General features: G+C 72.2%; 25 protein-coding genes, 1 tRNA gene and 1 pseudogene. 10 read left to right on the plus strand and 17 right to left on the minus strand.

Translation table 11 applies throughout. From position 1 onward, the window contains the following. Window positions 1-97: 97 nt before the first annotated feature. Window positions 98-1,858 (minus strand): acetyl/propionyl/methylcrotonyl-CoA carboxylase subunit alpha, encoded by a 1,761-nt coding sequence (locus tag OG370_RS26515; RefSeq protein WP_328468458.1) that lies wholly within the window; start codon window positions 1,856-1,858, stop codon window positions 98-100. Between the two features lie 437 nt (window positions 1,859-2,295). Here OG370_RS26515 and OG370_RS26520 point away from each other — a divergent pair, with 437 nt between their 5' ends. Beyond that, a complete protein-coding gene (locus tag OG370_RS26520; RefSeq protein ID WP_328468460.1) occupies window positions 2,296-2,733 on the plus strand; it encodes a hypothetical protein in 438 nt (145 codons plus the stop codon). An 82-nt stretch (window positions 2,734-2,815) separates the two neighbouring features. Here the strand turns inward: OG370_RS26520 and OG370_RS26525 are convergent, their stop codons facing one another. The 4 genes from OG370_RS26525 to OG370_RS26540 form a co-directional block, all read right to left on the minus strand. Beyond that, a complete protein-coding gene (locus OG370_RS26525; RefSeq protein ID WP_328468462.1) occupies window positions 2,816-3,427 on the minus strand; it encodes a Maf family protein in 612 nt (203 codons plus the stop codon). Window positions 3,428-3,469: 42 nt separating this feature from the next. Further along, entirely contained in the window at window positions 3,470-3,604 is a 135-nt protein-coding gene (mmpB, locus tag OG370_RS26530; protein ID WP_328468464.1) for a morphogenic membrane protein MmpB, read from the minus strand. A 136-nt stretch (window positions 3,605-3,740) separates the two neighbouring features. Continuing rightward, window positions 3,741-3,956, minus strand: a complete 216-nt coding sequence (locus tag OG370_RS26535) for an acyl-CoA carboxylase subunit epsilon (protein WP_443060747.1) — start codon at window positions 3,954-3,956, stop codon at window positions 3,741-3,743. 44 nt (window positions 3,957-4,000) lie between these two features. After that, complete coding sequence (locus tag OG370_RS26540) at window positions 4,001-5,590, minus strand: acyl-CoA carboxylase subunit beta (RefSeq protein WP_328468466.1); 1,590 nt, start codon at window positions 5,588-5,590, stop codon at window positions 4,001-4,003. 184 nt (window positions 5,591-5,774) lie between these two features. On the opposite strand from OG370_RS26540, the gene OG370_RS26545 reads away from it, so the two are divergent. Further along, a complete protein-coding gene (locus OG370_RS26545; RefSeq protein ID WP_328468468.1) occupies window positions 5,775-6,647 on the plus strand; it encodes a biotin--[acetyl-CoA-carboxylase] ligase in 873 nt (290 codons plus the stop codon). 100 nt (window positions 6,648-6,747) lie between these two features. Next, window positions 6,748-8,151, plus strand: coding sequence for an adenylate/guanylate cyclase domain-containing protein (locus tag OG370_RS26550; RefSeq protein ID WP_328468470.1), 1,404 nt, complete (start codon window positions 6,748-6,750; stop codon window positions 8,149-8,151). Between the two features lie 81 nt (window positions 8,152-8,232). Here OG370_RS26550 and OG370_RS26555 read toward each other — a convergent pair whose 3' ends face one another. From OG370_RS26555 to OG370_RS26580, 6 genes are all read right to left on the minus strand, one after another. After that, window positions 8,233-8,499, minus strand: a complete 267-nt coding sequence (locus OG370_RS26555) for a Txe/YoeB family addiction module toxin (protein ID WP_328468472.1) — start codon at window positions 8,497-8,499, stop codon at window positions 8,233-8,235. Continuing rightward, window positions 8,496-8,777: a type II toxin-antitoxin system Phd/YefM family antitoxin gene (locus OG370_RS26560; protein WP_443060748.1), complete on the minus strand. Its 282-nt coding sequence runs from the start codon at window positions 8,775-8,777 to the stop codon at window positions 8,496-8,498. The genes OG370_RS26555 and OG370_RS26560 overlap by 4 nt, the downstream gene beginning before the upstream one ends. Before the next feature lie 160 nt (window positions 8,778-8,937). Then, window positions 8,938-9,444: a DUF6907 domain-containing protein gene (locus tag OG370_RS26565; RefSeq protein ID WP_328468476.1), complete on the minus strand. Its 507-nt coding sequence runs from the start codon at window positions 9,442-9,444 to the stop codon at window positions 8,938-8,940. Next, window positions 9,441-10,307: a helix-turn-helix domain-containing protein gene (locus OG370_RS26570; protein WP_328468478.1), complete on the minus strand. Its 867-nt coding sequence runs from the start codon at window positions 10,305-10,307 to the stop codon at window positions 9,441-9,443. Before OG370_RS26570 ends, OG370_RS26565 begins: the two co-directional genes overlap by 4 nt. A gap of 83 nt (window positions 10,308-10,390) precedes the next feature. After that, window positions 10,391-10,492 (minus strand) — tRNA-Cys (locus OG370_RS26575). Window positions 10,493-10,496: 4 nt separating this feature from the next. Next, a complete protein-coding gene (locus OG370_RS26580) occupies window positions 10,497-10,892 on the minus strand; it encodes a hypothetical protein (RefSeq protein ID WP_328468480.1) in 396 nt (131 codons plus the stop codon). A gap of 268 nt (window positions 10,893-11,160) precedes the next feature. Between OG370_RS26580 and OG370_RS26585 the strand changes: the two genes are divergently transcribed. Together OG370_RS26585 and OG370_RS26590 are read left to right on the plus strand one after the other, a co-directional pair. Further along, window positions 11,161-11,835 carry an XRE family transcriptional regulator gene (locus OG370_RS26585; protein WP_328468482.1) on the plus strand — a complete coding sequence of 225 codons (675 nt, stop codon included), beginning with the start codon at window positions 11,161-11,163 and terminating at the stop codon, window positions 11,833-11,835. A 14-nt stretch (window positions 11,836-11,849) separates the two neighbouring features. Further along, window positions 11,850-11,936 (plus strand): annotated as a pseudogene (locus OG370_RS26590) (tat (twin-arginine translocation) pathway signal sequence domain-containing protein); the annotation flags it as partial. 204 nt (window positions 11,937-12,140) lie between these two features. Here the strand turns inward: OG370_RS26590 and OG370_RS26595 are convergent. Both OG370_RS26595 and OG370_RS26600 read right to left on the minus strand, forming a co-directional pair. Next, window positions 12,141-13,295: a GGDEF domain-containing protein gene (locus OG370_RS26595; protein ID WP_328468484.1), complete on the minus strand. Its 1,155-nt coding sequence runs from the start codon at window positions 13,293-13,295 to the stop codon at window positions 12,141-12,143. A gap of 219 nt (window positions 13,296-13,514) precedes the next feature. Then, window positions 13,515-14,330 (minus strand): enoyl-CoA hydratase-related protein, encoded by an 816-nt coding sequence (locus OG370_RS26600; protein WP_328468486.1) that lies wholly within the window; start codon window positions 14,328-14,330, stop codon window positions 13,515-13,517. A 131-nt stretch (window positions 14,331-14,461) separates the two neighbouring features. Here OG370_RS26600 and OG370_RS26605 point away from each other — a divergent pair, with 131 nt between their 5' ends. Together OG370_RS26605 and hutH are read left to right on the plus strand one after the other, a co-directional pair. Continuing rightward, window positions 14,462-15,163, plus strand: a complete 702-nt coding sequence (locus OG370_RS26605) for a hypothetical protein (RefSeq protein ID WP_328468488.1) — start codon at window positions 14,462-14,464, stop codon at window positions 15,161-15,163. Between the two features lie 33 nt (window positions 15,164-15,196). Continuing rightward, window positions 15,197-16,753 (plus strand): histidine ammonia-lyase, encoded by a 1,557-nt coding sequence (gene hutH / locus OG370_RS26610; protein WP_328468490.1) that lies wholly within the window; start codon window positions 15,197-15,199, stop codon window positions 16,751-16,753. Window positions 16,754-16,888: 135 nt separating this feature from the next. On the opposite strand, the gene OG370_RS26615 is transcribed toward hutH, so the two are convergent. Continuing rightward, a complete protein-coding gene (locus tag OG370_RS26615; protein WP_328468492.1) occupies window positions 16,889-17,833 on the minus strand; it encodes a glycosyl hydrolase family 18 protein in 945 nt (314 codons plus the stop codon). 322 nt (window positions 17,834-18,155) lie between these two features. Beyond that, window positions 18,156-18,497, minus strand: a complete 342-nt coding sequence (locus tag OG370_RS26620; RefSeq protein WP_328468494.1) for a hypothetical protein — start codon at window positions 18,495-18,497, stop codon at window positions 18,156-18,158. Window positions 18,498-18,879: 382 nt separating this feature from the next. Here OG370_RS26620 and OG370_RS26625 point away from each other — a divergent pair, with 382 nt between their 5' ends. Continuing rightward, entirely contained in the window at window positions 18,880-20,208 is a 1,329-nt protein-coding gene (locus OG370_RS26625; protein ID WP_443060895.1) for an Ig-like domain-containing protein, read from the plus strand. Window positions 20,209-20,350: 142 nt separating this feature from the next. Here OG370_RS26625 and OG370_RS26630 read toward each other — a convergent pair whose 3' ends face one another. Together OG370_RS26630 and xylB are read right to left on the minus strand one after the other, a co-directional pair. After that, window positions 20,351-21,466 carry an ROK family transcriptional regulator gene (locus tag OG370_RS26630; RefSeq protein ID WP_328474428.1) on the minus strand — a complete coding sequence of 372 codons (1,116 nt, stop codon included), beginning with the start codon at window positions 21,464-21,466 and terminating at the stop codon, window positions 20,351-20,353. Between the two features lie 494 nt (window positions 21,467-21,960). Then, window positions 21,961-23,373 (minus strand): xylulokinase, encoded by a 1,413-nt coding sequence (xylB, locus tag OG370_RS26635; RefSeq protein ID WP_328468498.1) that lies wholly within the window; start codon window positions 23,371-23,373, stop codon window positions 21,961-21,963. 92 nt (window positions 23,374-23,465) lie between these two features. Between xylB and xylA the strand changes: the two genes are divergently transcribed. Together xylA and OG370_RS26645 are read left to right on the plus strand one after the other, a co-directional pair. Next, window positions 23,466-24,647, plus strand: a complete 1,182-nt coding sequence (gene xylA, locus OG370_RS26640) for a xylose isomerase (protein ID WP_328468500.1) — start codon at window positions 23,466-23,468, stop codon at window positions 24,645-24,647. Between the two features lie 351 nt (window positions 24,648-24,998). Beyond that, the gene (locus OG370_RS26645) at window positions 24,999-26,474 is read left to right on the plus strand and encodes an ABC transporter permease (RefSeq protein ID WP_328468502.1); all 1,476 of its coding nucleotides are present in this window, start codon (window positions 24,999-25,001) and stop codon (window positions 26,472-26,474) included. The last annotated feature ends 19 nt before the right edge of the window (window positions 26,475-26,493 follow it).

Consider the following 26,493-nt stretch of genomic DNA (forward strand, 5'->3'; position numbering starts at 1 on the left):
CGGGGCCCGACCGTATGACGTGAGGCGGGCGGCGGCTGACACCAGGTCAGCCGCCGCCCGCTTCCGCGTGGGCGCGCCCTGCGCGCCCCGCCCTGCCTCAGTCCTTGATCTCGCAGATGACCGCGCCGGAGGAGATCGAGGAGCCGACCTCCGCCTTCAGGCCGACGACGGTGCCGGAGCGGTGCGCGTTGAGCGGCTGCTCCATCTTCATCGCCTCCAGCACCACGATCAGGTCGCCCTCGGAGACCTGCTGGCCCTCCTCGGCCGCGACCTTCACGATGGTGCCCTGCATCGGCGAGGCGAGCGTGTCGCCGGACACGGCGGCGCTCGCCTTCGCCGCGGCCCGCCGCTTCGGCTTGGCCCCCGCGGCCAGCCCGGTACGGGCCAGCGTCATCCCCAGGTGCGCGGGCAGCGACACCTCCAGGCGCTTGCCGCCGACCTCGACCACGACGGTCTCGCGCCCGCCGGACTCCTCCTCGTCGGCCGCCGCACCCTTGAACGGAGGGATGGTGTTGTCGAACTCCGTCTCGATCCACCGGGTGTGCACCGTGAACGGGCCGCCGTCCGTCGGCGCGAACGCCGGGTCGACGACCACCGCGCGGTGGAACGGGATCGCGGTCGCCATGCCCTCGACGGTGAACTCGCCCAGCGCGCGGGCGGCCCGCTGGAGTGCCTGCTCACGGGTCGCCCCGGTCACCACCAGCTTCGCCAGCAGGGAGTCCCAGGCCGGGCCGATCACGCTGCCGGACTCCACGCCCGCGTCCAGCCGTACGCCGGGACCCGAGGGCGGGGTGAAGACGGTGACGGTGCCGGGCGCGGGAAGGAAGTTGCGGCCCGGGTCCTCGCCGTTGATCCGGAACTCGAAGGAGTGGCCGCGGTGCTCCGGGTCGTCGTAGCCGAGCGCCTCGCCGTCGGCGATCCGGAACATCTCCCGGACCAGGTCGATGCCGGAGACCTCCTCGGTGACCGGGTGCTCCACCTGGAGGCGGGTGTTGACCTCCAGGAAGGAGATGGTGCCGTCCTGGCCGACCAGGAACTCGCAGGTGCCCGCGCCGACATAGCCGGCCTCGCGCAGGATCGCCTTCGACGCGCTGTAGAGCTGCGCGTTCTGCTCCGGAGACAGCCAGGGCGCCGGGGCCTCCTCCACGAGCTTCTGGTGCCGGCGCTGCAACGAGCAGTCACGGGTGGAGACCACCACCACGTTGCCGTGCGTGTCGGCCAGGCACTGCGTCTCCACGTGCCGGGGCCGGTCCAGGTAGCGCTCCACGAAGCACTCGCCGCGGCCGAACGCGGCCACCGCCTCGCGCACCGCGGAGTCGTACAGCTCCGGCACCTCCTCCAGCGTGCGGGCGACCTTCAGGCCGCGGCCGCCGCCGCCGAAGGCCGCCTTGATGGCGATCGGCAGGCCGTACTCCTTCGCGAACGCGACGACCTCGTCCGCACCCGACACCGGGTCGGGGGTGCCGGCCACCAGCGGCGCGCCCGCGCGCTGGGCGATGTGACGGGCCGCCACCTTGTCGCCCAGGTCGCGGATCGCCTGCGGCGGCGGGCCGATCCAGGTCAGCCCGGCGTCCAGCACCGCCTGGGCGAACTCCGCGTTCTCCGACAGGAACCCGTAGCCGGGGTGCACCGCGTCGGCGCCCGACTCCGCCGCGGCCGCCAGCACCTTGCCGATGTCGAGATAGCTGGTCGCCGGGGTGTCACCACCCAGTGCGTACGCCTCGTCGGCAACCCGGACGTGGACCGCGTCCCGGTCCGGCTCGGCGTACACCGCGACACTGCCGATACCGGCATCCCGACACGCACGAGCGACACGGACAGCGATTTCACCGCGGTTGGCGATGAGCACCTTGCGCACGATGGCTCCCTCCTTGGAACAAGCAGAGTTTAGGCAATGGCCACACTTGAAACCGAGGCACCCCTACACGTGAGGTTGCCCACACAGAGGGTGATCCAGGGGCCCGGAGAACCCGTGGAAAGCCTGCTCATTCCAAGGTACGGCGCGGGTTGGCGCAATGTCCCGCACTCCCGTGTGTGGAACGGGTCTCGCATGTCGGCCGACCTGGGACGCGCCGATCCTTTGTGGAGTTCCTACGAAGAGAGCACGGAAACTTTGCTGCCGTCCGTTCCCTGACGAGTGGTTGTGCCCGGGCCCTTGCCGCCGCGCATACCCGTGAGTAGCCTGCGAGCCGCGGGGTACCTGGGGTAACTCCCATGAAAATCCCGGCGAGTCGGGGCGCGGTAAGACTTCGGCTCGCAAGGACCACCCGGACGGACCGTGACAAGGGGGACGATGTGCGCAGAGGTATAGCCGTGGCCACCGCCGTGGTGCTCGTGCTCGACGCCCTCACCATCGCGGCGGTGAACTGGATACTCGGGCTGGCGGTTCGCCGCCAGCAGATGTCCCTCGGCGGACTGCCGACCCACGCGATGGAGGTCGGGTCGTGGGTGGCGGGCGGGATATTCGCGCTCTTCCTGCTCAGCTGCGCGGCGCTGGTGGCCCGCATCGCGCTGCGCGACCGGATGGCCGGCCGGGTCGGCCGCATCGTGCTCATCGTCTGCGCCGTCATCCACGGCGTGGTCGGCGCCGCCGCGGTCGGGCTCGTCGGGTGGTACGCGTTCGTGGTGATGATGGTGATACTCGCGCTGCTCGTGGGCACGTTGCTGCTCTACGCGCCCGACCAGAACGGCACCGACGAGAACGGCGCCGTCGAGGCGGTCCCGGCCACGTAGTCAGCCGCTGGCGGCGTAGCGAGGTCCCGCCGCGTAGTGAGGTCCTGGCCCCACCCCCTGCCCTACGCCCACACGTCGGCGATCACGCCCACAAGTCGGTGATGGGGATGCCCAGCTCGGCCAGGAGGGCGCGCAGGAGCGGGAGGGAGAGCCCGATGACGTTGCCCGGGTCGCCCTCGATGCCGTCGACGAAGGGGGCCGAGCGGCCGTCGAGAGTGAAGGCGCCGGCGACGTGGAGGGGTTCACCGCTGGCGACGTAGGCCGCGATCTCGGCGTCGTCCGGGGTGCCGAAGTGCACCGTGGTGGAGGCGGTCCGGGACAGCCGGCGGCCGTCGGCCGTGTCGATGACGCAGTGCCCGGTCTGCAGCACCCCGCTACGTCCGCGCATCGCGTGCCACCGCTGCGTCGCCTCGGCCGCGTCCTTCGGCTTGCCCAGCGCGCGACCGTCGAGTTCGAGCACCGAGTCGCAGCCGACCACCAGCTCGCCACCGTCCAGCCCACCGCCGTCCGCGACCGCCGTCGCCTTCGCCTCGGCCAGCACGCGGGCCAGTTCGGCGGGGGAGGGCGCGGTGATCGCCTCCTCGTCGACGCCGGAGACCACCACCTTGGGGTCGAGCCCGGCCTGTCGCAGCAGCCCGAGACGGGCGGGCGAGGCGGACGCCAGGACGAGGGCGCGGCGGGGCGAAGAGGTCACCGGGCCATCGTAGAGAACGCCGGGAGCGCGACCGCCGCCCGCTCACGCATGCCAGGCGGCCAGCGCCATCACCATGACCGCCGCCACCGCGAGCACCAGCATCGCCCGGCGCAGCATCACCTGAGCCCGGCGCAACTCCTCGTCGCGCTTGCGCGGTTGATCATCGGACCACAGCATGCCGTCAAGGGTGGACCGTCGCGCGGACGCGCGCCTGAGTACGAGTACTCACTGCGCGGCCCGACGCACCGGCCGTCCCACCCGCCCCACAGGCCCCTGCGGTCAGGCATCCTGCACGGTCAGGCGCCCTGCGCGGTCAGGCCGGCCACACCGAGGTGCGCCACGCCGTCGGGCCGGGCCGGGGCGCGGTGCCCGGCACCGTACGGGCCGGGTCGGACCACGCGCTGCGGGCGCCCGTCCGGCCGTCGCCGCCACCGTCGGAGTCCAGGGCGGCGGCGCGCGCCTGGACCAGCGCGACGACCGCCGCCAGCTCCTCCGGGGTCGGCCGGCCCCGCTCCACCTTGATCATCATCTGTACGGTCCTCCTTCGCGGGTCCGGATGGCCGGCTGCCGTTGCTACAGCGGGATGTTGCCGTGCTTCTTCGGCGGCAGGCTCTCCCGCTTGTTGCGCAGCGTCCGCAGCGCCTTGACGAGCTGGGCGCGGGTCCTGGACGGCTCGATGACCGCGTCCACATAGCCGCGCTCGGCCGCGACGTAAGGATTCAGCAGGGTGTCCTCGTAGTCGGTGATGAGCCGCTGGCGCAGCGCGTCGGCCTCCTCCGGGGTGGCCGCCTCGGCGAGGGTGCGGCGGTGCAGGATGTTGACGGCGCCCTGCGCGCCCATCACGGCGATCTGGGCGGTGGGCCAGGCGAGGTTGAGGTCCGCGCCCAGGTGCTTGGAGCCCATCACGTCGTACGCGCCGCCGAACGCCTTGCGGGTGATGATCGTGATGAGGGGCACGGTCGCCTCGGCGTACGCGTAGATCAGCTTGGCGCCGCGGCGGATGATGCCGTCCCACTCCTGGCTGGTGCCGGGCAGGAAGCCGGGGACGTCGACGAAGGTGACCACCGGGATGTTGAAGCTGTCGCAGGTCCGCACGAAGCGCGCGGCCTTCTCGGAGGCGTTGATGTCCAGACAGCCGGCGAACTGCAGCGGCTGGTTGGCGACCACGCCCACCGGCCGGCCCTCGATCCGGCCCAGGCCGGTGAGGATGTTCGGCGCGAAGAGGGCCTGCGTCTCCAGGAACTCGCCGTCGTCCAGGACGTGTTCGAGCACCTTGTGCATGTCGTAGGGCTGGTTCGCCGAGTCCGGGATGAGCGTGTCCAACTCGCGGTCCTCGTCGGTGGACTCCAGGTCCGCCTCGGCCGGGAAGGCGGGCGGCTCCTCCAGGTTGTTGCTCGGCAGGTAGGACAGCAGCGCCTTGACGTACTCGAAGGCGTCCTTCTCGTCGCCGGACAGGTGGTGGGCGTTGCCGGAGGTGGTGTTGTGGGTGCGCGCGCCGCCCAGCTCCTCCATACCGACGTCCTCGCCGGTCACCGTCTTGATCACGTCGGGACCGGTGATGAACATGTGCGAGGTCTGGTCGACCATCACCACGAAGTCGGTGATCGCCGGGGAGTAGACCGCGCCGCCCGCACACGGGCCGACGATCAGGCTGATCTGCGGGATCACCCCGGAGGCGTGGGTGTTGCGGCGGAAGATCTCGCCGTACATGCCGAGCGAGGTGACGCCCTCCTGGATGCGGGCGCCGCCGGAGTCGTTGATGCCGATCACCGGGCAGCCGGTCTTCAGCGCGAAGTCCATCACCTTGACGATCTTCTCGCCGAACACCTCGCCCAGCGCCCCGCCGAAGACCGTGAAGTCCTGGGAGAAGACCGCCACCGGGCGGCCCTCGACGGTCCCGTAGCCGGTGACCACCCCGTCGCCGTACGGGCGGTTCGCCTCCAGCCCGAAGTTGGTCGAGCGGTGCCTGGCCAGCTCGTCCAGCTCGGTGAAGGAGCCGTCGTCCAGCAGCAGTTCGATCCGTTCCCGGGCGGTCAGCTTGCCCTTGGCGTGCTGCTTCTCGACGGCCCGCCGCGAACCCGCGTGTGTCGCCTCCTCGATCCGGTGGCGCAGATCGGCGAGCTTCCCCGCGGTCGTGTGGATGTCGTACTGCGGCTCGGCCATGGAAGCGGCTCTCCTGCTCTCGGCGGGTCGTACGCGTACGGTCAGCGCGCACGTGACTGGCGAGTAACGCTGCTGAGTAGCGTAGTGGTGACGCAGACGAACGAGCAGTGCGGCGTTCACCACATCGCGTGCGGGGCGGCGGGCGTGGCGCGGTTCCCGCGGGCGGTGCTCATAGGGTGGGGGCATGACGTCCAGCCGCTGGTCCGACCTGGAACGGCCGCCGCTCAACGCCGGCGCCCTGCGCAAGGCGGTGGTCACACCGGAAGCGGTATGGACCTCGCTCGATGTGGTGGAAGCCACTGGCTCGACCAACAGCGACCTGTCCGCCCGGGCCGCCGACGGCGCGCCCGAGGGCGCGGTGCTGGTCGCCGAGGAGCAGACCACCGGGCGCGGCCGGCTGGACCGGCGGTGGAGCGCACCCGCCCGGTCCGGGCTGTTCTTCTCGGTGCTGCTCCGGCCGGGTGAGGCCGCCGCGACCGCCGACGGCATCCGCAAGCCGGTGCCCGTCCACCGCTGGGGCTGGCTGCCGCTGCTCGCCGGTGTCGCCACCGCCACCGCGCTGTCCCGCGCCGCGGGCGTCGACACGGCACTCAAATGGCCCAACGACCTGCTGCTCACCGTCGACGGCGAGGAGCGCAAGGCCGGCGGCATCCTCGCCGAGCGGGTCGGGGAGACCGCCGTCGTCATCGGCATCGGGCTGAACGTGTCGCTGCGCGCCGAGGAACTGCCGGTCGGCACCGCCACCTCGCTCGCCCTCGCCGGCGCCCCCGGCACCGACCGCGACCCCCTGCTGCGGGCCGTCCTGCGCTCGCTCGGCGACTGGTACGACGCCTGGCGGGCGGCGGGCGGCGACCCGGCCGCGTCCCGGCTCCAGCAGACCTACGCGGCCGGCTGCGCCACCCTCGGCCGCCAGGTGCGGGCCGAGCTGCCCGGCGGCCGGGACCTGTCCGGCACGGCGGTCGCGGTCGACGGCGACGGGCGGCTGGTGATCGCCGGGTCGCACGGCGAGCAGGCGGTCGGCGCCGGCGATGTGGTCCATCTGCGCCCCACCGAGTGAGAGTGAGCCAGGGCACACCTGCCGTATCGTTGAGGGGCTGCGTCGTCTCGATGATCGGAAGGGCTGTGCGCAGGGACTCTTCAGGGGCCGGGCGGTAGACGTGGACAACGACAGCCCCCCGCCGAATGCCTCCGGCGGTGATGCCGCCTCCGACGGTGCGCGTGCCGCGTCCGGCGGTGATTCGGCGTCCGGCGATGCCCGGGCCGAGGGTTCTGGTGAGGCCGCGGGTTCAGGCGGTGCCGGGGGTTCGGGCGGTGCTGAGGGCTCCGCTACGGCCGCGGGTTCTGCTGAAGCCGCGGGGGGTGGCGAGCCCGCACTTTCCGGTGGACCGGAAGACGGGGCGGACGGCGGCGGGGGAGAGCCGGGCGGGGACGGGGCAGCCGGCGAGGAAGCGGACCCTGGTGAGCGCCAGGACGAGGACCAGGACCAGGACCCGAATCAGGACCCGGACCAGGAGCAGGACCTCGGCGAGGCCGGGGCGGAGTCCGGGGAGCACCCGCTGGCGCTGCGGTTGGAGCAGCTGATCCTCGGCGCGCCGCGCCGCTACACCCCCTTCCAGGCGGCCCGTACCGCGGGCGTGTCCATGGACCTGGCCTCCCGTTTCTGGCGGGCGATGGGCTTCGCCGACATCGGCCAGGCCAAGGCGCTCACCGAGGCGGACGTCCTGGCGCTGCGCCGCCTGGCCGGCCTGGTCGAGGCGGGCCTGCTCAGCGAGTCGATGGCGATCCAGGTGGCGCGGTCCACCGGGCAGACCACCGCGCGGCTCGCCGACTGGCAGACCGACTCCTTCCTCGAGGGCCTGACCGAACCGCCCGAGCCGGGCATGACCCGGGCCGAAGTGGCGTACCCGCTGGTCGAGTTGCTGCTACCCGAGCTGGAGGAGTTCCTGATCTACGTGTGGCGCCGGCAGGTCGCGGCCGCCACCAGCCGGGTCGTACAGTCCGACGACGAAGAGGCGGTCGACCGCCGGCTCGCCGTCGGCTTCGCCGACCTGGTGGGCTTCACCCGGCTCACCCGCCGGCTGGAGGAGGAGGAACTCGGGGAGCTGGTCGAGGCGTTCGAGACCACCGCGGCGGATCAGGTCGCCGCGTACGGAGGACGGCTGATCAAGACGCTCGGCGACGAGGTGCTCTTCGTCGCCGACGACCCGGGGACCGCCGCGGAGATCGGTATCCGGCTGATCGAGACGATGACCGGCGACGAGACGATGCCCGCGCTGCGGGTGGGGATGGCGTTCGGCACGGTCACCACGCGGATGGGGGACGTGTTCGGGACGACCGTCAACCTCGCGTCCCGGCTCACCTCGATAGCGCCACGCGACGCCGTCCTCGTGGACGGGGACTTCGCGGAGGCGCTCGGCGCGGCCGGGGAGGCCCCGCTCTCCGAGGCCGACGTCGACGCGACCGCGGAGAAGTACCGCTTCGCCCTCCAGCCGATGTGGCGCCGCCCGGTCCGAGGGCTCGGCGTGGTCGAACCCTGGCTGCTCTCTCGCCGAGAGGGCTGAGCCGATCCCCCCGGGTGCCCTCGTTCCCGTCGCTTCCGGGGGCCCGCAGGAGGGGGCGCGGGCCCCCGAGCTGCGCGTGCTCTATCGGCGTTCGTAGTGGAAGCGGCACGCCACGACGTGAATGACGTCGTCCTCGTCGATGCGGTACACCAGCCGGTGTTCGGAGTTGATGCGACGCGACCAGTATCCGGAGAGGTCGTTCCGCAGCGGTTCGGGCTTGCCGATCCCCTCGTGGCCGTTGCGGTCGATGTCGGCGATGAGCTGGTTGACCCGTTTCAGCAGCTTGCGATCGTTCGCCTGCCACCACAGGTAGTCGTTCCAGCCGTCGTCGAGGAAGAAGACCTTCACGCGACGCCCTGTCCGGCCTCGTCGTCGGAGTCCACCAGGTCGCGGAGGGTGCCCCCGCCCGCCCTGTCCTGCTCGATGGACCTGCGCAGGCGCTCGGCCATCGCCGGCGACCGCAGCAGGTAGTCGGTCTCCTTCAGCGCTTCGTACTCGGCGAGCGAGACGATGACCATCGGTTCGTGGCCGGCGCGGGTGATGACCAGCTCCTCGGCGTCGTTCTCCACCGCGTCGAGGGCGTCGGCGATCCCGGAGCGCAGCTCGGTGACACTCATCGTCTTCATAACGTACATGATAACGTACAGAGCCGGAATCCCTCTCCGAGCTGCCGCTGGAGCGCGCCCGCCACGAAAGCGGCCGGCATGAGCGGGCCGAGCTGTCCCTCGGCGGTGGGGGCTGGGCGGGCAGGGCTCTCCGCTCCGCGGAGGGTCGGTGCGTCCGGGCTCACGAGGGCTGTTTCGTGGGCTCGCGGTGGTGGGTGGCCCAGTCGTCGTGGATGGTGCGGAAGGTGGGGAGGACGTCGCGGGTGAGGTAGTCGGTGTGGGCGCGTAACTGGGCGATGAGCGTGATGAGTTCGGCGGGTTCGTGGCAGGTCGTCGTGTGGTTCTGGGTGATCTGGACGTGGAGGACGGGGGTGAGGGGGCCGTCGGGGTGGGCGTGGTCGGGGTGCGGGTGGCACTCGATCTCGCAGAAGTACGACGCGATGCCGTCGTCGGCGTCCGGGGTGTCCTCGCGGTGGGTGACGAGGGGCGTGGTCATGCCCGTGAATGGGAAGTGGTGCACGATGTCGGTGAGGGTGAGGCTCAGGGTGCGCGGGTCGAGGTCGGTCTCGCTGGGGTCGTCGTCCGCCCAGGCGGGCAGGTAGCCGTAGGCCGTGGTGCCGTTGGTCGTGGTGATCCGCCAGGTGCGTGCTCGGCTGGTCGTACGTAACGCCGTGGCGTCGGTGTTCATCGGTGGGGCTCCATTGCGGTGTGTTCGGCCAGCGCGGTGCGGAGGAAGGTCAGCGAGTCCGTCGGCGTGAGGGCGGTGTCGCGGAGCAGGTCGTAGGCGAGGCGCAGCGGTTCGACGTCTTCGGGTTCCTCCACGAGGTGGCCGCTCCAACTGCTTTGCGTGTACGCCACCACGTGGCCGTCCTGGAAGAAGATCAGCTCCAAGCAGCTGCGGATGTGGTGCGGGCCGGTGCCGAACGGGACGACGTGCAGGGAGACATCGGGCTTTTGGGCGGTCTCGATGAGGTGTTCCAGTTGGGCGGTCCACGTCTGGGGGTCGCGGGCTTTGCGGCGCAGTACGGCTTCGTCGATCAGCGCGCGGTAGTGGACGGGGTTCGGGCCGGTGAGACGGTCCTGCCGCTTCAGCCGTGCGGCGACCTGGGCGCCCAACTCCTTGACCCGGTGCGGGCGGACGGTGCTCAGTTGCTCCTCGGCGTAGGCGCGGGTCTGGAGCAGGTACGGCACGGCGCTGACGGCGTACTCCTGGACGCTCACCGCGTCCGCCTCCAACGGGGCAAGTCCCAGGAACGGGCGGTCCTTCGCCTCGCGTTTGGCCAGGTGCCACAGCTTCACCAGGAGGGTCCCGGTGCCGTACACCTTGTCCAGCGCGGCAGCCGCTTCAAGGGTGCCGAGACGTTGCCCCCGCTCCAGCCGGTGCAGGTACGACTGCTCGTACATGCACAGCCCCGCGAGTTCCATCAGCGTGAGCCCCGCCTGCTGCCGCCGACAGGCCAGCTCGCTGGCGTACAACTCCCGCGCGGATAACCACTCCCAGTCGATGACGACCTTGCTCCCGCTCCCGCCGCTTACGCTGCTTCCGGCCATACGGAATTCCTCTCTACGGTGATGGTCGTGCTGGTGCTATGTGCCCCGGGGGCCACGGGAATTCCGCGTGCCGGGGCGCCACGTCCCCTTGTCCGGACTCGAACCGGAGTCATCGGGCCTGCCCGCACGCATGAACGGAGAGTGTGCGGTGCCGCCCGGGCTCTTCCTGACTGAGCTACAAGGGGGAGTTCATGAATCAAGGGGGCGACCGGGTGCCACCGGTGGCAGGTCCAGCAGCGCACCACGGCTGTCGGCAACGCGCAGCGCGTCCGACAACGCCGCGCACAAGTGCGTCACCATGCCGTGGAGTTCGGTCTCCGACGGAGCCGCCTCCCGCAGCGTCTTACGCACGAAGCCCAGCAACTCCGAGCCCATTCCGAGCTGCACCGACTCCATCTCGTCCGCCAACCGCCACAACGCCGATGCCGTGTCGCGCTCAACCGAGGGCAGGTAACACGCCTGTCCGTTCGGCCCGGGCCAGGGCAGCAATCGCAGACTCACCGTGCAGCCCCCGACTGCGTTGAGATCGCGACACCAATCAGAGCAGTGCGCGGCGCCGGCCACCAACGCCTGACGGGTTTCCACATGTCGGCCTGCCTCCCAGGTGCGTCACACCCCGCGCCGCGACAGCGGCATCCGGGGCTGTGTCAGTCCATGGTGAAGACCCGTCAGGGACTTTTGTTTCCAGGTCGGGAGACAGTCCAGACGTCTGGCCGCTACCGTAGAGAACGCCCAAACGACCCAGGGGTAAGTATTGAATACGTACCTGCGATCTGCTATGCAGTCGGCGAGCATGTCGCCGCGACAGCTTGCGCTTCGAGTTGGCGTTTCTGGCAAGACCGTTGAACGATGGGTGGCTGACGCGGAGCTGATCCCGCACGCCAGAAATCGGGAAGACGTATCCTCTGTGCTGGGAGTTGACCAGGATATGCTGTGGCCGAAAGCGGTGAAAAATCGAATCAAGACGGGTGGCGACCAGGAGATTGTTCGCTCTTACCCCTACCGTTCGGCGTGTCCGTCGACGGTTTGGGGGGAGCTGACCGCCAACGCTGCAGATGATCTTTTCTTCGCCGGCTACACGAATTATTTCCTTTGGTTGGATCAACCGCATTTCGTTGCAACTCTGCTCGGGAAACTCGACACTGGATGTCGAGTCCGTTTTCTGCTCGGAGATCCCGAAGGTGAGGTCACGCGCAGTCGAGAGCGGGTGGAAGAGGTTGCTCTCAGCGTGTCGACGCGGATTCGCATCACCCTGGAGCACATAGAGAAACTCGGATCGCACCAGGGGCTTGAGGTCCGGTACTCGGCGACGGAAGACGCGGTGAACCACGTGTCCTTGTCCGTGTTCAGATTCGATGGCGAAGCCCTCGTCACTCCGCATCTCGCTCGATTGGTCGGGCATGACTCGCCCCTTCTTCACCTGCGAAAGCTGAGCACAGGGGGACTCTTCGATCGTTTCGCTGAGCACGCCGAGGAGTTGTGGTCAAGGGGTGTCCCCATTGACGCGACGAAAGCAGTGCGGAACTGACTCCGGCCGGTCGGCTCCGGTCACCTCTCGCCGTCTACCAACGACGTAGGGTGCCCGGAGCGTCCGAACTGGCCCGCCGCGCGCGGGAAGCGCTGGCCTGAGATGCCGATCGGCCGGCCGGCGAAGGGACGCATCGTGGTTCCGGAACCGTGTCGTCCTGCTTCAGCGCAGCGAGAACGCCACGTTCGTCCGTAGGTCCGTAGGTCCGTAGGTCCGTAGATCCGGAGGCTCGGCTGGCTGTCGGGGGCCGTGCGTGCCCCCACCGGCAGGTGGTCCTCGGCCGACAGCACCGGGGCGCCCGGGGGTCAGGGGCGCCGTCCACGGAGTCCGCGGCGTTCGCCTTCGGGGCGGGACGGGGGGGAGTCAGCGAGGCGGACCACCGGGTCCTGGGGGCCCTCACGGCCCGCGACCACCGGGTAGTCCGCGCGGAGCGCCTTCGCCCGGTACTGTGCCGCGTCCGCCAGACGGAAGAGGCGCCGGGCGGAGCGGACCGGTCCGATCGGGTCACCGGTGGAAGCGAGGCCGCAGGCCACTCCGTCACCGACTTCCAGTTCGGCGGCGCGGCGGCACAACTCGTCGGCGGCGCGTACGACTTCGTCGGCGGTCTGCCCCACCGCGACGAGGCAGAACTCGTCCCCGCCGAGCCGTGCCGCGAGACTCCCGGGAAGCATCGCGCCGCAGAGCGAGAGGAGCGAGCCGAATCGTTCCAGCAACCGGTCGCCGACCGCGTGCCCGAGCCGGTCGTTGACCCGCTTCAGCCCGTTCAGGTCGCACACCACCAAGCTCACCACCGCGCCCTGCTCCCGGTGCAGTTCCAGCGCCTCGTCCAGCCGCACGTCCACCGCCCTGCGGTTGCCGAGGCCGGTCAACGGATCGGTGAACGCGAGGAGTTGGACTTCGGCGAGACGTTCGGTCTGGGCGATCCCGGACGCGATCAGCGCGGCCAGCACCGTGGCGAAGTCGGCGTCCGCGCGGTCGAAGCCGGCCTCGCCCACCCGCCGCGCGACGTACAGCTCGCCCCACGCCCGCCCGTGCAGCACGATCGGCGCGACCACGCAGCTGCCCCGCCCGCGCCGCCGCAGCGCCGCGGCCCGGCCCCAGCTTCCTCCGCCGGGGGACGTACCGGTCGCGTCCTTCGTCTCCACCCACGCGTGCGGCTCACCGCCCGCGGCCCAGGTGCCGTGCAGGAACTCGGCGATCTCCGGGAAGTCGTGCACCGAGTACGACTCGTCGGCCGGCTCCGCCTCCTCGCCCGGGGCCAGGTCGCCGTCGTTGACCAGGACCCGCAGCCGGCCGGTCTCCCGCTCCCACGCCGAGACCGCGGCGAAGGTGCCCTGCATCGCCAACCGGGCGCGGCGCGCCCCCGCCCGGACCGTCGCACGCGGGGTCTGCGCCGTGGCCAGCGCCTGTGCCAGCTCCACGACCGCCCGCAGCCGCACATCGGCTGTACCTTCCGCCATCACCCCAGGCTAGGCACCTTTGCCCCGCCTTGACGCTCGACCGGCCCCGCACTGAGCCGAACGGACCTCCCCCGAATCCCGGCGACCGGTCCGGGGGCCGATACGGGGGGCGGGTCCCGGGCCGGTCCGGGGCGGGGCCTGGGCCGGTGCGGGGGTCGGAACGGAGGTCGATACGGGCCCCGGCCCGCGGCGGCGTAACAGGCGGCGTAAGAGGCGGCGTCAGAGGCCGGGCCAGGCCGGCGGGCGCTTCTCGTTGAACGCCGCGACCCCCTCCGCCCGGTCCGCCGAGAACGCGACGGTGCGCCAGGCCGCGTCCTCGACCTCCAGGCCGGTCCGCAGGTCCAGCCCGTGGCCGACCCGCAGGGCCTGCTTGGCGGCGCGCAACCCCACCGGGGAGTTCCCCGCGATACGCTCCGCGAGGGCGAGAGCGGCGGTACGGGCCTGGCCCGCGGGGACGAGCTGGTCGACCATGCCCAGCCCCAGCGCTTCGGCCGCCGGGACGCGGCGCGCGGTGAAGACCAGTTCCGCGGCCCGGGCGGCGCCCACCCGGCGCGGCAGCAGTTGGGTGCCGCCGCCACCGGGGATGACGCCCACGGACACCTCCGGCAGCCCGACCACCGCGGACTCGTCCGCGACGATCAGGTCGCAGGCGAGGGCGAGTTCGTAGCCGCCGCCCAGGGCGAACCCGCCCACCGCGGCGATCGCGGGCATCGGCAGGTCCAGTACGCCGCCGTACGCCGCCCGTGCGCGCGGGCGCTGGCGCAGCAACTCGGCGTCGCTCAGCGAGTTCCGCTCCTTCAGGTCCGCTCCGGCGCAGAAGGCGCGCTCGCTCGACGAGGTCAGCACCGCGACGCTCACGGCCGGGTCCGCGGCCACCGCCGCACACGCGGCCGCGATCGCCTCGGCCATGCCCGTCGACACCGCGTTCATCGCCTTCGGGCGGTCCAGCACCACCTCGGCGACACGGTCCCCGTGCCGGCGCACCACCACGACGTCCCCGAACCTCCGCGCGCCCTCTTCCACTTGCTCGCCCATTCCGCCCGTCCCTCCCGCGCTCGGTTAACGATCGCAAACCTCCCGCCATCCTCGCACGGCACCGCGTCCGACCGCCGCCGTCCCGGCGGAGCTTGCGGCGTGGCTTTACGGGCCCGCGCCGGGTGATGAGCATGGAACCGCACGGCGCCGCGTGGGCGCCGGAGGGGGTGGGCGGCGTGAACAGGTGGCAGCGGGTCTCGGTCGCGGCGGTGACCGCGTCGGCGGTCGCGGGGTGGGTCGTGCTGTGGCTGGTGGTGGCCGACCGCGCGTGGGAGGCGCCGGCCCGGATCGCGCTCACCGTGACCGCGGCCGCCCTGCTGGTGGCCGTGCTGACCGCCCTGCCCCTGCGCAAGGGGGAGGACCTGGGCGAACACCTCGGCGCGTCCGCGGTGGCGCTCGCCCTGGTCTGGAGTTGCGCGGCCTCGACCGCGTGGAGCACGCACGCGCTGCGGGAGTGGGGCTACTCTCCCACGAAGGTCCGCGCGACCGTCACCGCGTGCCGCCGGGACGGCACCGTGGTGAACCCGGATGTCGGCTCCAGCCAGGACGTGTACTCCTGCGTCTACCACTGGAGCGTCGACGGCCGCTCCCACCAGCAGCGCCGCGACGCCGCCCGCCGCTACTCCGACGGCACGGTCTCGTCCGTCCACGTGGACCCGTCGGGCGCCGCGCACAGCCACAGCGTCACGAACGTCGTCTTCGCGCTCCTCGCCGCCGCCGTGTCCGGCGGCCTCCTGCTCTTCGGCCTCGGCGCCTTGGCGGTGGACCGCCGCGACCGGCGCCGCGAGGACCGCCGCCGGGCCCGCCGCGAGGACCGCCGGGGCGGCGGGTGACAGGGAACGATTCAGTGCTTAGGGTTTGTGAATATGGATATGCAGAACGTGGTGGTGCTGGGCGCGCACGGTACGGAAGCGGAAGACGTCACAGCCGTCGCCCGCGGCAACGCGCGGATCGAGGTCGGCGCGGAGGCGCTGGAAGGCGTCGCGCGAGCGCGCGACGTGATCGACGCGCTCGCCGCGAAACCGGAACCGGTCTACGGCGTCTCGACGGGCTTCGGCGCGCTGGCGGTGCGCCATATCAGCCCGGAGCTGCGCGCCCAGCTGCAACGCAGCCTCGTACGGTCGCACGCCGCGGGCATGGGCCCGCGGGTGGAACGCGAGGTGGTGCGGGCGCTGATGTTCCTGCGGCTGAAGACGCTGGCGTCGGGCCGTACCGGGGTGCGCCCGGTGGTCGTGGAGACGATGGCGGCGGTGCTGAACGCGGGCATCACCCCGGTCGTGCACGAGTACGGCTCGCTCGGCTGCTCCGGCGACCTCGCGCCGCTCGCGCACTGCGCCCAGGTGCTGATGGGGGAGGGCGAGGCGGAAGGGCCGGACGGCGTGGTGCGCCCTGCGGCGGAACTGCTCGCCGAGCACGGCATCGAGGCGGTCGAGCTGCGCGAGAAGGAGGGCCTGGCCCTCATCAACGGCACCGACGGCATGCTCGGGATGCTCGTGATGGCCTGCGCGGACCTGGCGGGGCTGTTCACCGCGGCCGACGTCACCGCCGCGCTCACCCTCGAAGCGCTGCTCGGCACCGACCGGGTGCTCGCGCCCGAACTGCACGCGATCCGCCCGCACCCCGGGCAGGCGGCCAGCGCGGACAACATGCGCAGGGTGCTCGCGGGCTCCGGCCTGACCGGCCACCACCAGGACGACGCGCCGCGGGTGCAGGACGCGTACTCCGTGCGGTGCGCGCCGCAGGTCGCCGGGGCCGGGCGGGACACCCTCGCGCACGCCCGGCTGGTCGCCGACCGCGAGCTGGCCGCGGCCATCGACAACCCGGTGGTGACGGAGGCCGGCACGGTCGAGTCGAACGGCAACTTCCACGGCGCCCCGGTCGGTTACGTGCTGGACTTCCTCGCGATCGCCGCGGCCGACCTCGCGTCGATCGCGGAGCGGCGTACGGACCGGTTGCTCGACAAGAACCGGTCGCACGGGCTGCCGCCCTTCCTCGCCGACGACCCGGGCGTGGACTCCGGGCTGATGATCGCGCAGTACACCCAGGCGGCGCTGGTCAGCGAGATGAAGCGGCTGGCGGTGCCCGCGTCCGTCGACTCGATCCCCTCCTCGGCGATGCAGGAGGACCACGTGTCCATGGGGTGGTCCGCGGCGCGGAAGCTGCGGACCGCGGTGGACGCGCTCACCCGGGTCATCGCGGTGGAGATGTTCGCGGCCACCCGGGCGCTGGAGATCCGTACCACCGGGACCGAGCTGCGCCCGGCGCCCGCCACCGCCGCCGTGCTCGCCGCGCTGCGCGCCGCCGGGGTGCCCGGGCCCGGGCGGGACCGCTTCCTCGCGCCCGACCTCGCGGCCGCGGAGGCCTTCGTCCGCTACGGCTCCCTGGTCCGGGCCGCGGAGAGCGTGACGGGGCCGCTGGCCTAGCCGGTGGGTGTCCGGACCCGCGGCCGGGTCCGGGTCCGGTCCGGGGGAGCGTCCGGACCCGCATCGCCGGCATGCGGGTCCGGACAGGTCAGGGTGCGCCCGCCGTCGTCCTCGGCGTCAGATCCGCCAGGTCTTTCAGATCTTGTTGAAGATCTTGGAGTAGGCGTACCCGGTCGGCTTGTCGTACTGGTCGACCTCCCAGAAGGCCAGTTCCTGAACGCCCTTCGACGCGGCGAAGCTCTCCAGGGTGGAGGCGTTCGCCTGGGTGAAGTCCTCGTCGTCGTCGTTCTGGCCGGCGATCGGGGTCAGGCCCATCCGGGCCCAGTTCTGCGCGGCCGAGCCGCCGTAGATGCTCGCGAACTGCTTCTCGGCGGCGGTGGCACCGGACTCCGCGTCCGCCAGGGCGTTCTCGCCGTCGCCGAAGTCCATGGTCATGAGGTTCACCGCGCTGGTCTTCACCCCCGCCGACTGCGCGTTCTTGAGCAGGGTGGTGACGTCGGACTCCATGCCGTCCGGGTCCACGGCCACCGTCCAGTCGATCTGCACGGACGGGTCGGCCTGCTGGAGCGCCGCCAGGGCCTGGTCCCGCCGGGCGTTGGCGTTGCCGTTGGCGAGGGTGTCGCCCTCGATGTCGAAGTCGAGCCGGGTGACGCCGTAGGTGCTGACCACCTTCTGGTAGGCCGCGGTGAGGCTGGAGACCGAGGTACAGGTCTGGGCGAGTTCCTTGCTGCCGGCGCCGCCGAAGGACGGGATCACGTTGCCGCCGGCCGACTTCACCGCGTTGATCTGGGAGCTGAAGGCGCCGACCGAGTCCCCGCCGTCCTCCCACTGGAGGGTGCAGCCGGACTTGGAGGTGAGGAAGGCCAGCGTGTAGTTCTTCAGCCCGCTCGCGCTCTGGTCGGCGGCCATGTCCTTGGCGGTGGAGGAGTCGATCTGCAGGTACGGCGCCGCGAACTGGGCGGGGAGCGCGGTCGGGGCCATGGCGGCGGCGTGGGCGCCGGGGGCCGCGGCGAGCAGCGCGAGCACCGGGGCGACCGCGGCCGCGGCGACGAGTGCGGGGCGGACGGGTGACTTGGCCATGGTGAAACCTCTCGGGAGGCGGAGGAGACAGTGGGGGAGCGCAAGACCGGCAGGGGCTAACAGGTTAGGAAAGCTTCCTAACCATGAGTCAGCATGGTTGGGCCGTTGGCTGGTGCACGTCAAGACCCGGAGTTCAGATAAATGAATCGCGGCCACCCTCTTGACCGAGGTTTTGCCTGTCGCGGGGGCTCGCGGGCGGGGTGGGGGCGTGGCCGGGGCTGGGCTTGGCCGGGCCGACGGGGGCCGATGGGGGAGGGGCGACGGGGGAGAGGCGCGCCCGGCGGTGGGCGGGGGAGGGCGGGCTGGGCGGAGAGTGGCCGGCTTACTCCTCCGGGTCGGCGTCCTCCGCCGCTTCGGCGACCTGCAAGGCGTGGCGGGAGCGGCGGGTGGCGTTGACGACGAGGCCGGCGCCGGCGAGGAGGAAGACGGCGCCGCCGATGACGTAGGGCTTCGTGTCGATCATGCCGGTCTCGGCGAGCGACCCGGCGGGCTCCGCCTGGGTGGTGGTCGCGGGGGTCCGGGCGGAGGTGGCGGCCGGTGCGGTGGCCGCGACGGTGAAGGTGTCCGCGACGGTGGCGGTGCCCGCGTGTGCCGAGGGGACGAAGTAGAGCGCGGCCAGCACGGCGGCGGCGGCCACGGCGACGTACGGGCGGGGCGAGGCCATCTGATCCCCCAGCGGATGCGGCGAGTTGACCGTAAGAGCCGATCGTAGTGACTGGCGGCGGCCGGTGGGAAGCGGCGGGTCGGCCCGACGGGGATTCGCCGGCCGTTCGCGGTGCGTGGCGGGCGGCTACGGAAAGCCACGTGACGGTCATCACGGGGAGTACGTGTCAAAGCCCACAATTTCCATCGGAAGGGACATATCTGGCGCCGAGGCTGTTTCCATGGATGGCGGAAGAAGCCCCGCGCCGATCGTTTCGGCCTGCGGGCGACCCCGATCATGGGAGAGACGCGTGACGCCGCCCGACACCGGAAAATCCCCCGCCTCCGCAGAGGACGGCCCCGCCGAGCACGGCCCGACCGGAGTAGTCCGCCGGAAGCGCACCGTGTTCCGCCGCGGCACCCTCGCGGCGCTCGCGGTGGTGGCCGGCGGCGCGGTGGCGCTGACCGCGTGCGGCCACGGCGACAGCGGCAAGGACAGCAGCCAGAACGCGGCCGCGTCCGTCTCCCCGACGACCGGCGCCACCTCCGCCGACCCGGGCTCCAGCCCCACCACGAGCCCGACCACCAGCCCGCAGACGCAGGCCCGGGAGGACGCGGCCGCGGCCAAGCACACCTCGACCGCGAAGATCACCATCTCGCCGAAGTCCGGCACCACCCAGGCCGCGGTGAGCGGCGCGGTGAAGGTGAGCGTCACCGGCGGCAAGCTGACCAAGGTGACGATGACGGCCACGTCGACCGGCCACACCGTGGCGGGCAGGATATCCGCCGACGGCACCACCTGGACGCCGAACGCGACGCTCGCGCACGGCCTCCAGTTCCGGATATCCGCCACCGCCGGCGACTCGCAGGGGCGTACGACCTCCACGCAGGCCACGTTCGGCACCAAGGCGGCCACCGGCAGCTTCGTCGGGTACTTCACCCCGGAGGACGGCTCCACGGTGGGCGTGGGCATGCCGGTCTCGATCAACTTCAGCAAGGCGATCTCGTCCGCCGACCGGGCCGCCGTGCAGCGCGGGATCTCCGTGCAGTCCAGCAGCGGGCAGCAGGTCGTCGGCCACTGGTTCAGCTCCACCCGGCTCGACCTGCGGCCGCAGAGCTACTGGCAGGCGGGCTCGCACGTCACGCTCAATCTGAACCTGGCGGGCGTCGAGGGCGCCCCGGGCGTCTACGGCACGCAGCACAAGACGGTCGGCTTCGACGTGGGCCGCTCGCAGGTCTCCACGGTGGACGCCGCCACGCACATGATGACCGTGGTCCGCGACGGCAAGGTGATCCGCACCCTGCCGATCTCCGCCGGCGGCGACGGGCACACCACCTACGACGGCCAGATGGTCATCGAGGAGAAGGACCAGACCACCCGGATGAACGGCGCGACGGTGGGCTTCACCGACGACGACGGCAAGGGCGAGTACGACATCCCCGACGTGCCGCACGCCATGCGGCTGAGCAACTCCGGCACGTTCATCCACGGCAACTACTGGTCCGACAAGTCGATCTTCGGCACCGCCAACACCAGCCACGGCTGCATCGGGCTGAGCGACGTCAAGGGCGGCAAGGACGACACGACGGACGCGGCGTGGTTCTACAACAACTCGCTGATCGGCGACGTGGTCGTGGTGAAGAACTCGCCGGACAAGACCATCCAGCCCGACAACGGCCTCAACGGCTGGAACATGTCGTGGAGCAAGTGGGTGGCCGGCTCCGCGCTGTGAGCCGAGCCGAGCCCGGGCAGGTAGCCAGCCGGGCAGGCAGTAAGCCGTACGGGAGTGGCCGTACGGGAGTGCGCCGGGCGAAGTGAGCCGGGCGGTACGGGTCGCGTCTCGGGGGCGCGGCCGGTACCGCCCGGCTCACTCGTCAGTCCACGGCGGTGTGAATCCAGGCGGCCGGGTCGTCCAGGACGGCCCGCACCGCGCTGTAGGCGGCGCCGCGCAGCACGCCGTCGCGGCCGAGCCGCGAGGTGACCACGTCCTCCGGGCGCCACTGGCGGTCGGTGACGCGGGCGGCCAGCTCGCGGCGCGCGCCGGGCAGCAGCCAGGGCGCGAGGTCCGCGAGCGGGCCGCCGACCACCACGGCCTGCGGGTCGAGCAGGTTGACGGCGCCGCTCAGCGCGATGCCCAGGGCCGCGCCGGCGTCCTCCAGGGCGCGGATCGCGGCGGGGTCGCCGGCCGCCGCGGCGGTGCGCAGCTCCCTGGGGGTGCCGGCGCCCGCGGACCGGAGCAGGGCCTCCTCGCCGGCGAAGGTCTCCAGGCAGCCGTGCGCGCCGCACGAGCACAGCGGCCCGTCCGGGTGGACCGGGACGTGGCCGAGCTCGCCGGCGAAGCCACGGGCGCCACGGAAGAGCCGGCCCTCCACGATGAGGGCGGCGCCGATGCCGATCTCGGCGGAGACGTGGACGAAGTCGGCGAGTCGGTCATGGCCGCCCAGCCAGAGTTCGGCGAGCGCGCCGAGGTTCGCCTCGTTCTCCACGACGGTCGCGTGCGGGCCGAGCGCGGTGGCGACCGAGACGTCCTCCCAGCCGAGGTTGGGGGCGCGCAGTACGGTGCCGCGGTCGCGGCTGACCAGGCCGGGGACGGCGACCGTGGTGCCGACCGGGCGCAGCTCCATCGCGGCGGCCTCCTTGGCGACCTGCGCGGTCAGCTCCGCGAGTTCGGCCAGCACGGACGCGGCCGGGCGGCCCCGGTTCGCGGCGGGGGACTCGGTACGGCAGCGCAGCTCGCCGCGGAGGTCCACCACACAGGCGGCGAGGTGGTCGATACCGATTTCCGCGCCGATGCCGGCGGGGCCGGTGTCGGACAGCGCGAGGGCGGTGCCGGGGCGGCCCACGGTGCCGGGGCGGCGGGCACCGCGCTCTTCCAGCAGGCCCGCGGCCAGGAGTTCGTCCACGAGCGTGGAGACGGTTGCCCGGGTGAGGCCGACCTCGGCGGCGATGGTGGCGCGGGTGAGGTCGTCCTCCGTGGCCAGGGCTCGCATCACCAGGGAGAGGTTGCGGTGGCGTAGTTCCGATTGGGCGCCGGTGCGTTTGACCACGGTTCTCCTTTACGCCGATTTCACGCCGTCCCGTCCACAAGTATGTGCGGCCCCTCCGGGGGCTCCTCCCCACCCACCCGCCGCTACTGGTCGAGGGCACGCTTCCGGCCCCGGGCCCCCGCCGCGAGGGTTCCGACATCGCCCGTGGGCCTCGCCGTCGTGGCTGGTCGCGCGGTTCCCCGCGCCCCTGCGTGTCTGCGGCTCTCCCCGCTCCCGCACCGCAGGTACTCGCTAGGCCGTGTTTTGGAAGTCCCGCCTGGCCCGTGGCGCCTGGCACGCACGCTCGCTTCGTTGTCGGGCTTGTCCGAGTAGGCCCACTACGAGGACAACCCTCCGCCTTGCGATCTGGGGGCACCCCCACGCCGAAGGCTGTGGGGGAGCACCAGACGCCACGGGCCCCGCCCTTTGGGCGGACGGCGCTACTTCCAAAACACGGCCTAGCCCCCCACCAACGGCAGTGCCGCCCCCAGCCGTTCGAGCGTCGCGTCGTCGCGTTCCGTCGCCGGGAGCAGCTCGCCCCGGTCGGTGCCCCAGCGCGCGGCGATCGCGGCGGGCTCCTCGCCGGTGAGGAGGACGGCCGCCTGGACCGCCGCGCCGAGGGCGACCAGCTCCGAGGCGACGGGCACCTGGACCGCCCGCCCGGAAAGCCTCCGTACGGTCTCCCGCCACGCGGCCCCCCGTGCGCCGCCGCCGATCAGCAGGATCGGCTGGTCGCCGGTGTCCGCCCCGTCGACGGCGAGCACGAGGTCGAGCGCGGCGAGCAGCGCGTACACCGCACCGTCGTAGGCGCCTTGGAGCACCTGCCCGGCGGTGGTGTCGTGCCGGACACCGGTGAGCAGGCCGGAGGCGTACGGCAGGTTCGGGGTGCGTTCGCCGTCGAGGAAGGGGAGGAAGGCGACCGAGCCGCCGGGGTCGACCTGCTCGCGGTCGCGGCCGAGCAGCGCGGCGACCTTGTCCACGGCGAGCGTGCAGTTCAGCGTGCAGGCCAGCGGCAGCCAGGCCCCGTCGGCGGCGGCGAACCCCGCGACGGTGCCGGAGGGGTCGGCCGGGCGCTGCCGGGCGACCGCGTAGACGGTGCCGGAGGTGCCGAGGCTGAGCACCGGCCGCCCCGGTGCGAGCCCGAGGCCGAGGGCGGCGGCCGCGTTGTCGCCGGTGCCGGCGCCGACGAGCGCGCCGGGCCGTACGCCGGCGCCGTCCCGTACGGTGCCGGCGCGCTCGCCGGGCCCGAGCACCGCGGGCAGCAGCTTCGGGTCGAGCCCGACCTCGGCGAGCAGCGCGTCGTCGTACGCCCCGGTGCTCGCCGCCCACCAGCCGGTGCCGGAGGCGTCGCCGCGGTCGGTGACGGCGGCGCCGCTCAGCCGCTCGGTGAGGAAGTCGTGCGGCAGCCGGACCGCCTGCGTGGCCGCGGCCGCCTCGGGTTCGTGGGCGCGCAGCCACTCCCACTTGGCGATGGTGAAGCTCGCGCCGGGCACCGAGCCGACCCGCTCGGCCCACCAGGCCGCGCCGTGCCGTTCCACCAGCGCCTCGGCCTGCGGGGCGGAGCGGACGTCGTTCCACAGCAGCGCGTCCCGCACCGGGCGGCCCCGCTCGTCGAGCACGACCAGGCCGTGCTGCTGGCCGCCGACCGAGATCGCGTCGGCCCGCGCCGCGTACGGGCCGAGCTCGCCCAGCGCTTCCTGGAGGGCGTTCCACCACACCTCGGGGTCGGTCTCGCGCCCGGCGCCGGTGCTGACGGTGTGCGCCGCCTGGCCGCGGGCGAGCACCTCGCCGCTGTCGACGTCGACCGCCAGCACCTTCGTGGACTGCGTGGAACTGTCCACGCCGAGCACGATCTGCCCTTGTCGCGCCATGTGATCCCGGTCCTTTCGCGCGGTTCCTACTTCCCAACCCTGGGCTCGCATACTAATTTGTTCAACAGTCTGACGAATAGGAGCCGACCGCAATGACTTCCGAGACGAACCTCACCCCTACCCCCGCCGACAAGTTCACCTTCGGACTGTGGACGGTCGGCTGGCAAGGCCGTGACCCGTTCGGCGACGCGACCCGCGCCCCGCTCGACCCGGTCGAGTCGGTGAACCGGCTCGCCGAACTGGGCGCGTACGGCGTGACGTTCCACGACGACGACCTGATCCCGTTCGGCTCCTCCGACGCCGAGCGCGACGGCCACATCAAGCGCTTCCGGCAGGCGCTGGACGCCACCGGCATGAAGGTGCCGATGGCCACCACCAACCTCTTCACCCACCCGGTCTTCAAGGACGGCGGCTTCACCTCCAACCTCCGCGAGGTGCGCCGCTTCGCGCTGCGCAAGGTGATCCGCAACATCGACCTGGCCGTGGAGCTGGGCGCCGAGACCTACGTCGCGTGGGGCGGCCGGGAGGGCGCGGAGTCCGGCGGCGCCAAGGACGTCCGGGTCGCGCTGGACCGGATGAAGGAAGCCTTCGACATCCTCGGCCAGTACGTCACCGAGCAGGGCTACAACCTGCGCTTCGCGGTGGAGCCGAAGCCGAACGAGCCGCGCGGCGACATCCTGCTGCCGACCGTCGGCCACGCGCTGGCGTTCATCAACTCGCTGGAGCGCCCCGACATCGTCGGCGTCAACCCCGAGGTCGGCCACGAGCAGATGGCCGGGCTCAACTTCCCGCACGGCATCGCCCAGGCGCTGTGGCACGGCAAGCTCTTCCACCTCGACCTCAACGGCCAGACCGGCATCAAGTACGACCAGGACCTGCGGTTCGGCGCCGGCGACCTGCGCTCGGCCTTCTGGCTGGTCGACCTGCTGGAGCGCGGCGGCTACGAGGGCCCGCGGCACTTCGACTTCAAGCCGCCGCGGACCGAGGACATGTCCGGTGTGTGGGCGTCGGCGGCCGGCGGCATGCGCAACTACCTGATCCTCAAGGAGCGGGCCGCCGCCTTCCGCGCCGACCCGGTGGTCCAGGAGGCGCTGCGCGTCTCCGGCCTGGACGAGCTGGCGCAGACCACGCTGGGCGCCGACGAGTCGCTGGCCGACCTGCTCGCCGACCGCAGCGCGTACGAGGACTTCGACGCGGACGCGGTGGCCGAGCGCGGGATGGCCTTCGAGGCGCTCGACCAGCTCGCCATGGACCACCTGCTCGGCGTGCGCTGAACCGCAGGACCGCTGCACGTCCCCGGTCGGACCGGCGGACCGGCCTGTCGGCCCGTACGCCGGTCCGGGCAACGGACAAGAGTCCCGGACCAACCTGGGGACCGGCTGTGAACAGGCCGTGCGCGGCCTGTTCAAGGAAGAAATCACCTTCCGCTCAGCCGGACCTCATCTCCACGTGCTCTTTCTCAAGGCCCCCTCACTTTCGCCTCACCGCGCCCTCACCGCCGATTCCTAGCGTTGCGCGGCAGTGGGAGCAGGGGCGGACGCCTCGCCCTCCTCGCGTTCGCCCCGCTCTCCGCACCTCACCCCGGTGCACCCCACTGCCTCTCTCTGCCAAACACGAGGAATCGGATGTTCTTCACGTATCTCCGGCGCGAGCTGCGCCGCCGGCGCAAGGCGGCGCTCGTGGTCGCGCTGGGCCTCGCGCTCGGCATCGGCCTCGTCATCACGGTCGACTCGGTCTCGTCCGGCATGGACCAGGCCCAGGGCAAGGTGCTCAAGTCGCTGTACGGCCTGGGCACCGACATGACGGTCACCAAGGCCGCGCCGGCCGCCGGCACCGGTTCCACCACCCGGCCCAAGTTCGACTTCGACGCGAACAGCAACGGCAAGTCGCAGAGCAGCGACCGGGTCACCGTGCAGGGCTTCCAGACCCTGTCCTCCTCGGTGGTCGGCACGGTCGGCAAACAGAAGAACGTCGCGAGCGCGGTCGGCGGGCTCAACCTCCAGGTGCTGAAGATCAACGGCACCTTCACGCCCGGCCAGTTCCAGCAGCGCCAGAGCACCTCCGGTGCGGGCGGCGGGCCCGGCGGCGGCTCCGGCGGCAGCGGCGCGCCGCAGGGCGAGGTCAAGGGCGGCGGCGCGCAGTTCGACGCCAACAGCTACACGCTCTACGGCGTGGACGTCTCCAACCTCTCGCTCGGCCCGCTGACCTCCTCCAAGATCACCTCGGGCACCACCTTCACCGCGGCCGACGCCGACGCGAAGGTGATGGTCGCCGACTCCGCGTACGCCAAGCAGAACAAGCTCAAGGTCGGCTCCACCGTCACCGTCAAGGGCACCAAGTACAAGGTGATCGGCATCGCCACCGCCGACAGCGGCGACGCGGCGGCCAACCTCTACCTGCCGCTGAAGCAGGCGCAGACCCTCTCCTCCTCGGCGAACAAGGTCACCACGGTCTACGTCAAGGCGGCCGACTCCAAGCAGATCTCGGGGGTCAAGTCGGAGATCCAGAAGAACATCTCCGGCACCACCGTCACCACCTCCGCCGACCTCGCCTCCACCGTCTCCGGGTCGCTGTCCACGGCGTCGTCGCTCGCCACGAACGTCGGCAAGTGGCTGTCCATCGCGGTGCTGATCGCGGCGTTCCTCGTCGCCGGGCTGCTCACCTCCTCGGCGGTCAGCCGCCGGGTGCGGGAGTTCGGCACGCTCAAGGCGCTCGGCTGGAAGAGCGGCCGGGTCACCCGGCAGGTCATGGGCGAGGCCCTGGTCAACGGCCTGATCGGCGGCGTCCTCGGGATCGCGCTGGGCCTGGCCGGCGCCTTCGCCGTCACCGAGATCAGCCCCAGCCTCACGGCCCAACTCGGCTCCTCCGCCTCCTCCGGCGGCACGGGCGGGCCCGGCGGCGGGGGCCCCGGCGGCTTCGGCGGCGGCGCCCGGCAGGCCGCGTCCAAGACGCTCGACGTCGCCCTGAGCGCGCCCGTCAGCGCCGGCACCATCGTGCTGGCCGTGGGGCTCGCCATCGGCGGCGGCCTGATCGCCGGCGCCTTCGGCGGCTGGCGCGCGTCCCGGCTGCGCCCGGCCGACGCGCTGCGCCGCGTCGAGTAGCCGCGGCCGTGATCGGCCG

Source organism: Streptomyces sp. NBC_00448 (assembly GCF_036014115.1).
In the GTDB taxonomy this organism is placed as follows: domain Bacteria; phylum Actinomycetota; class Actinomycetes; order Streptomycetales; family Streptomycetaceae; genus Actinacidiphila.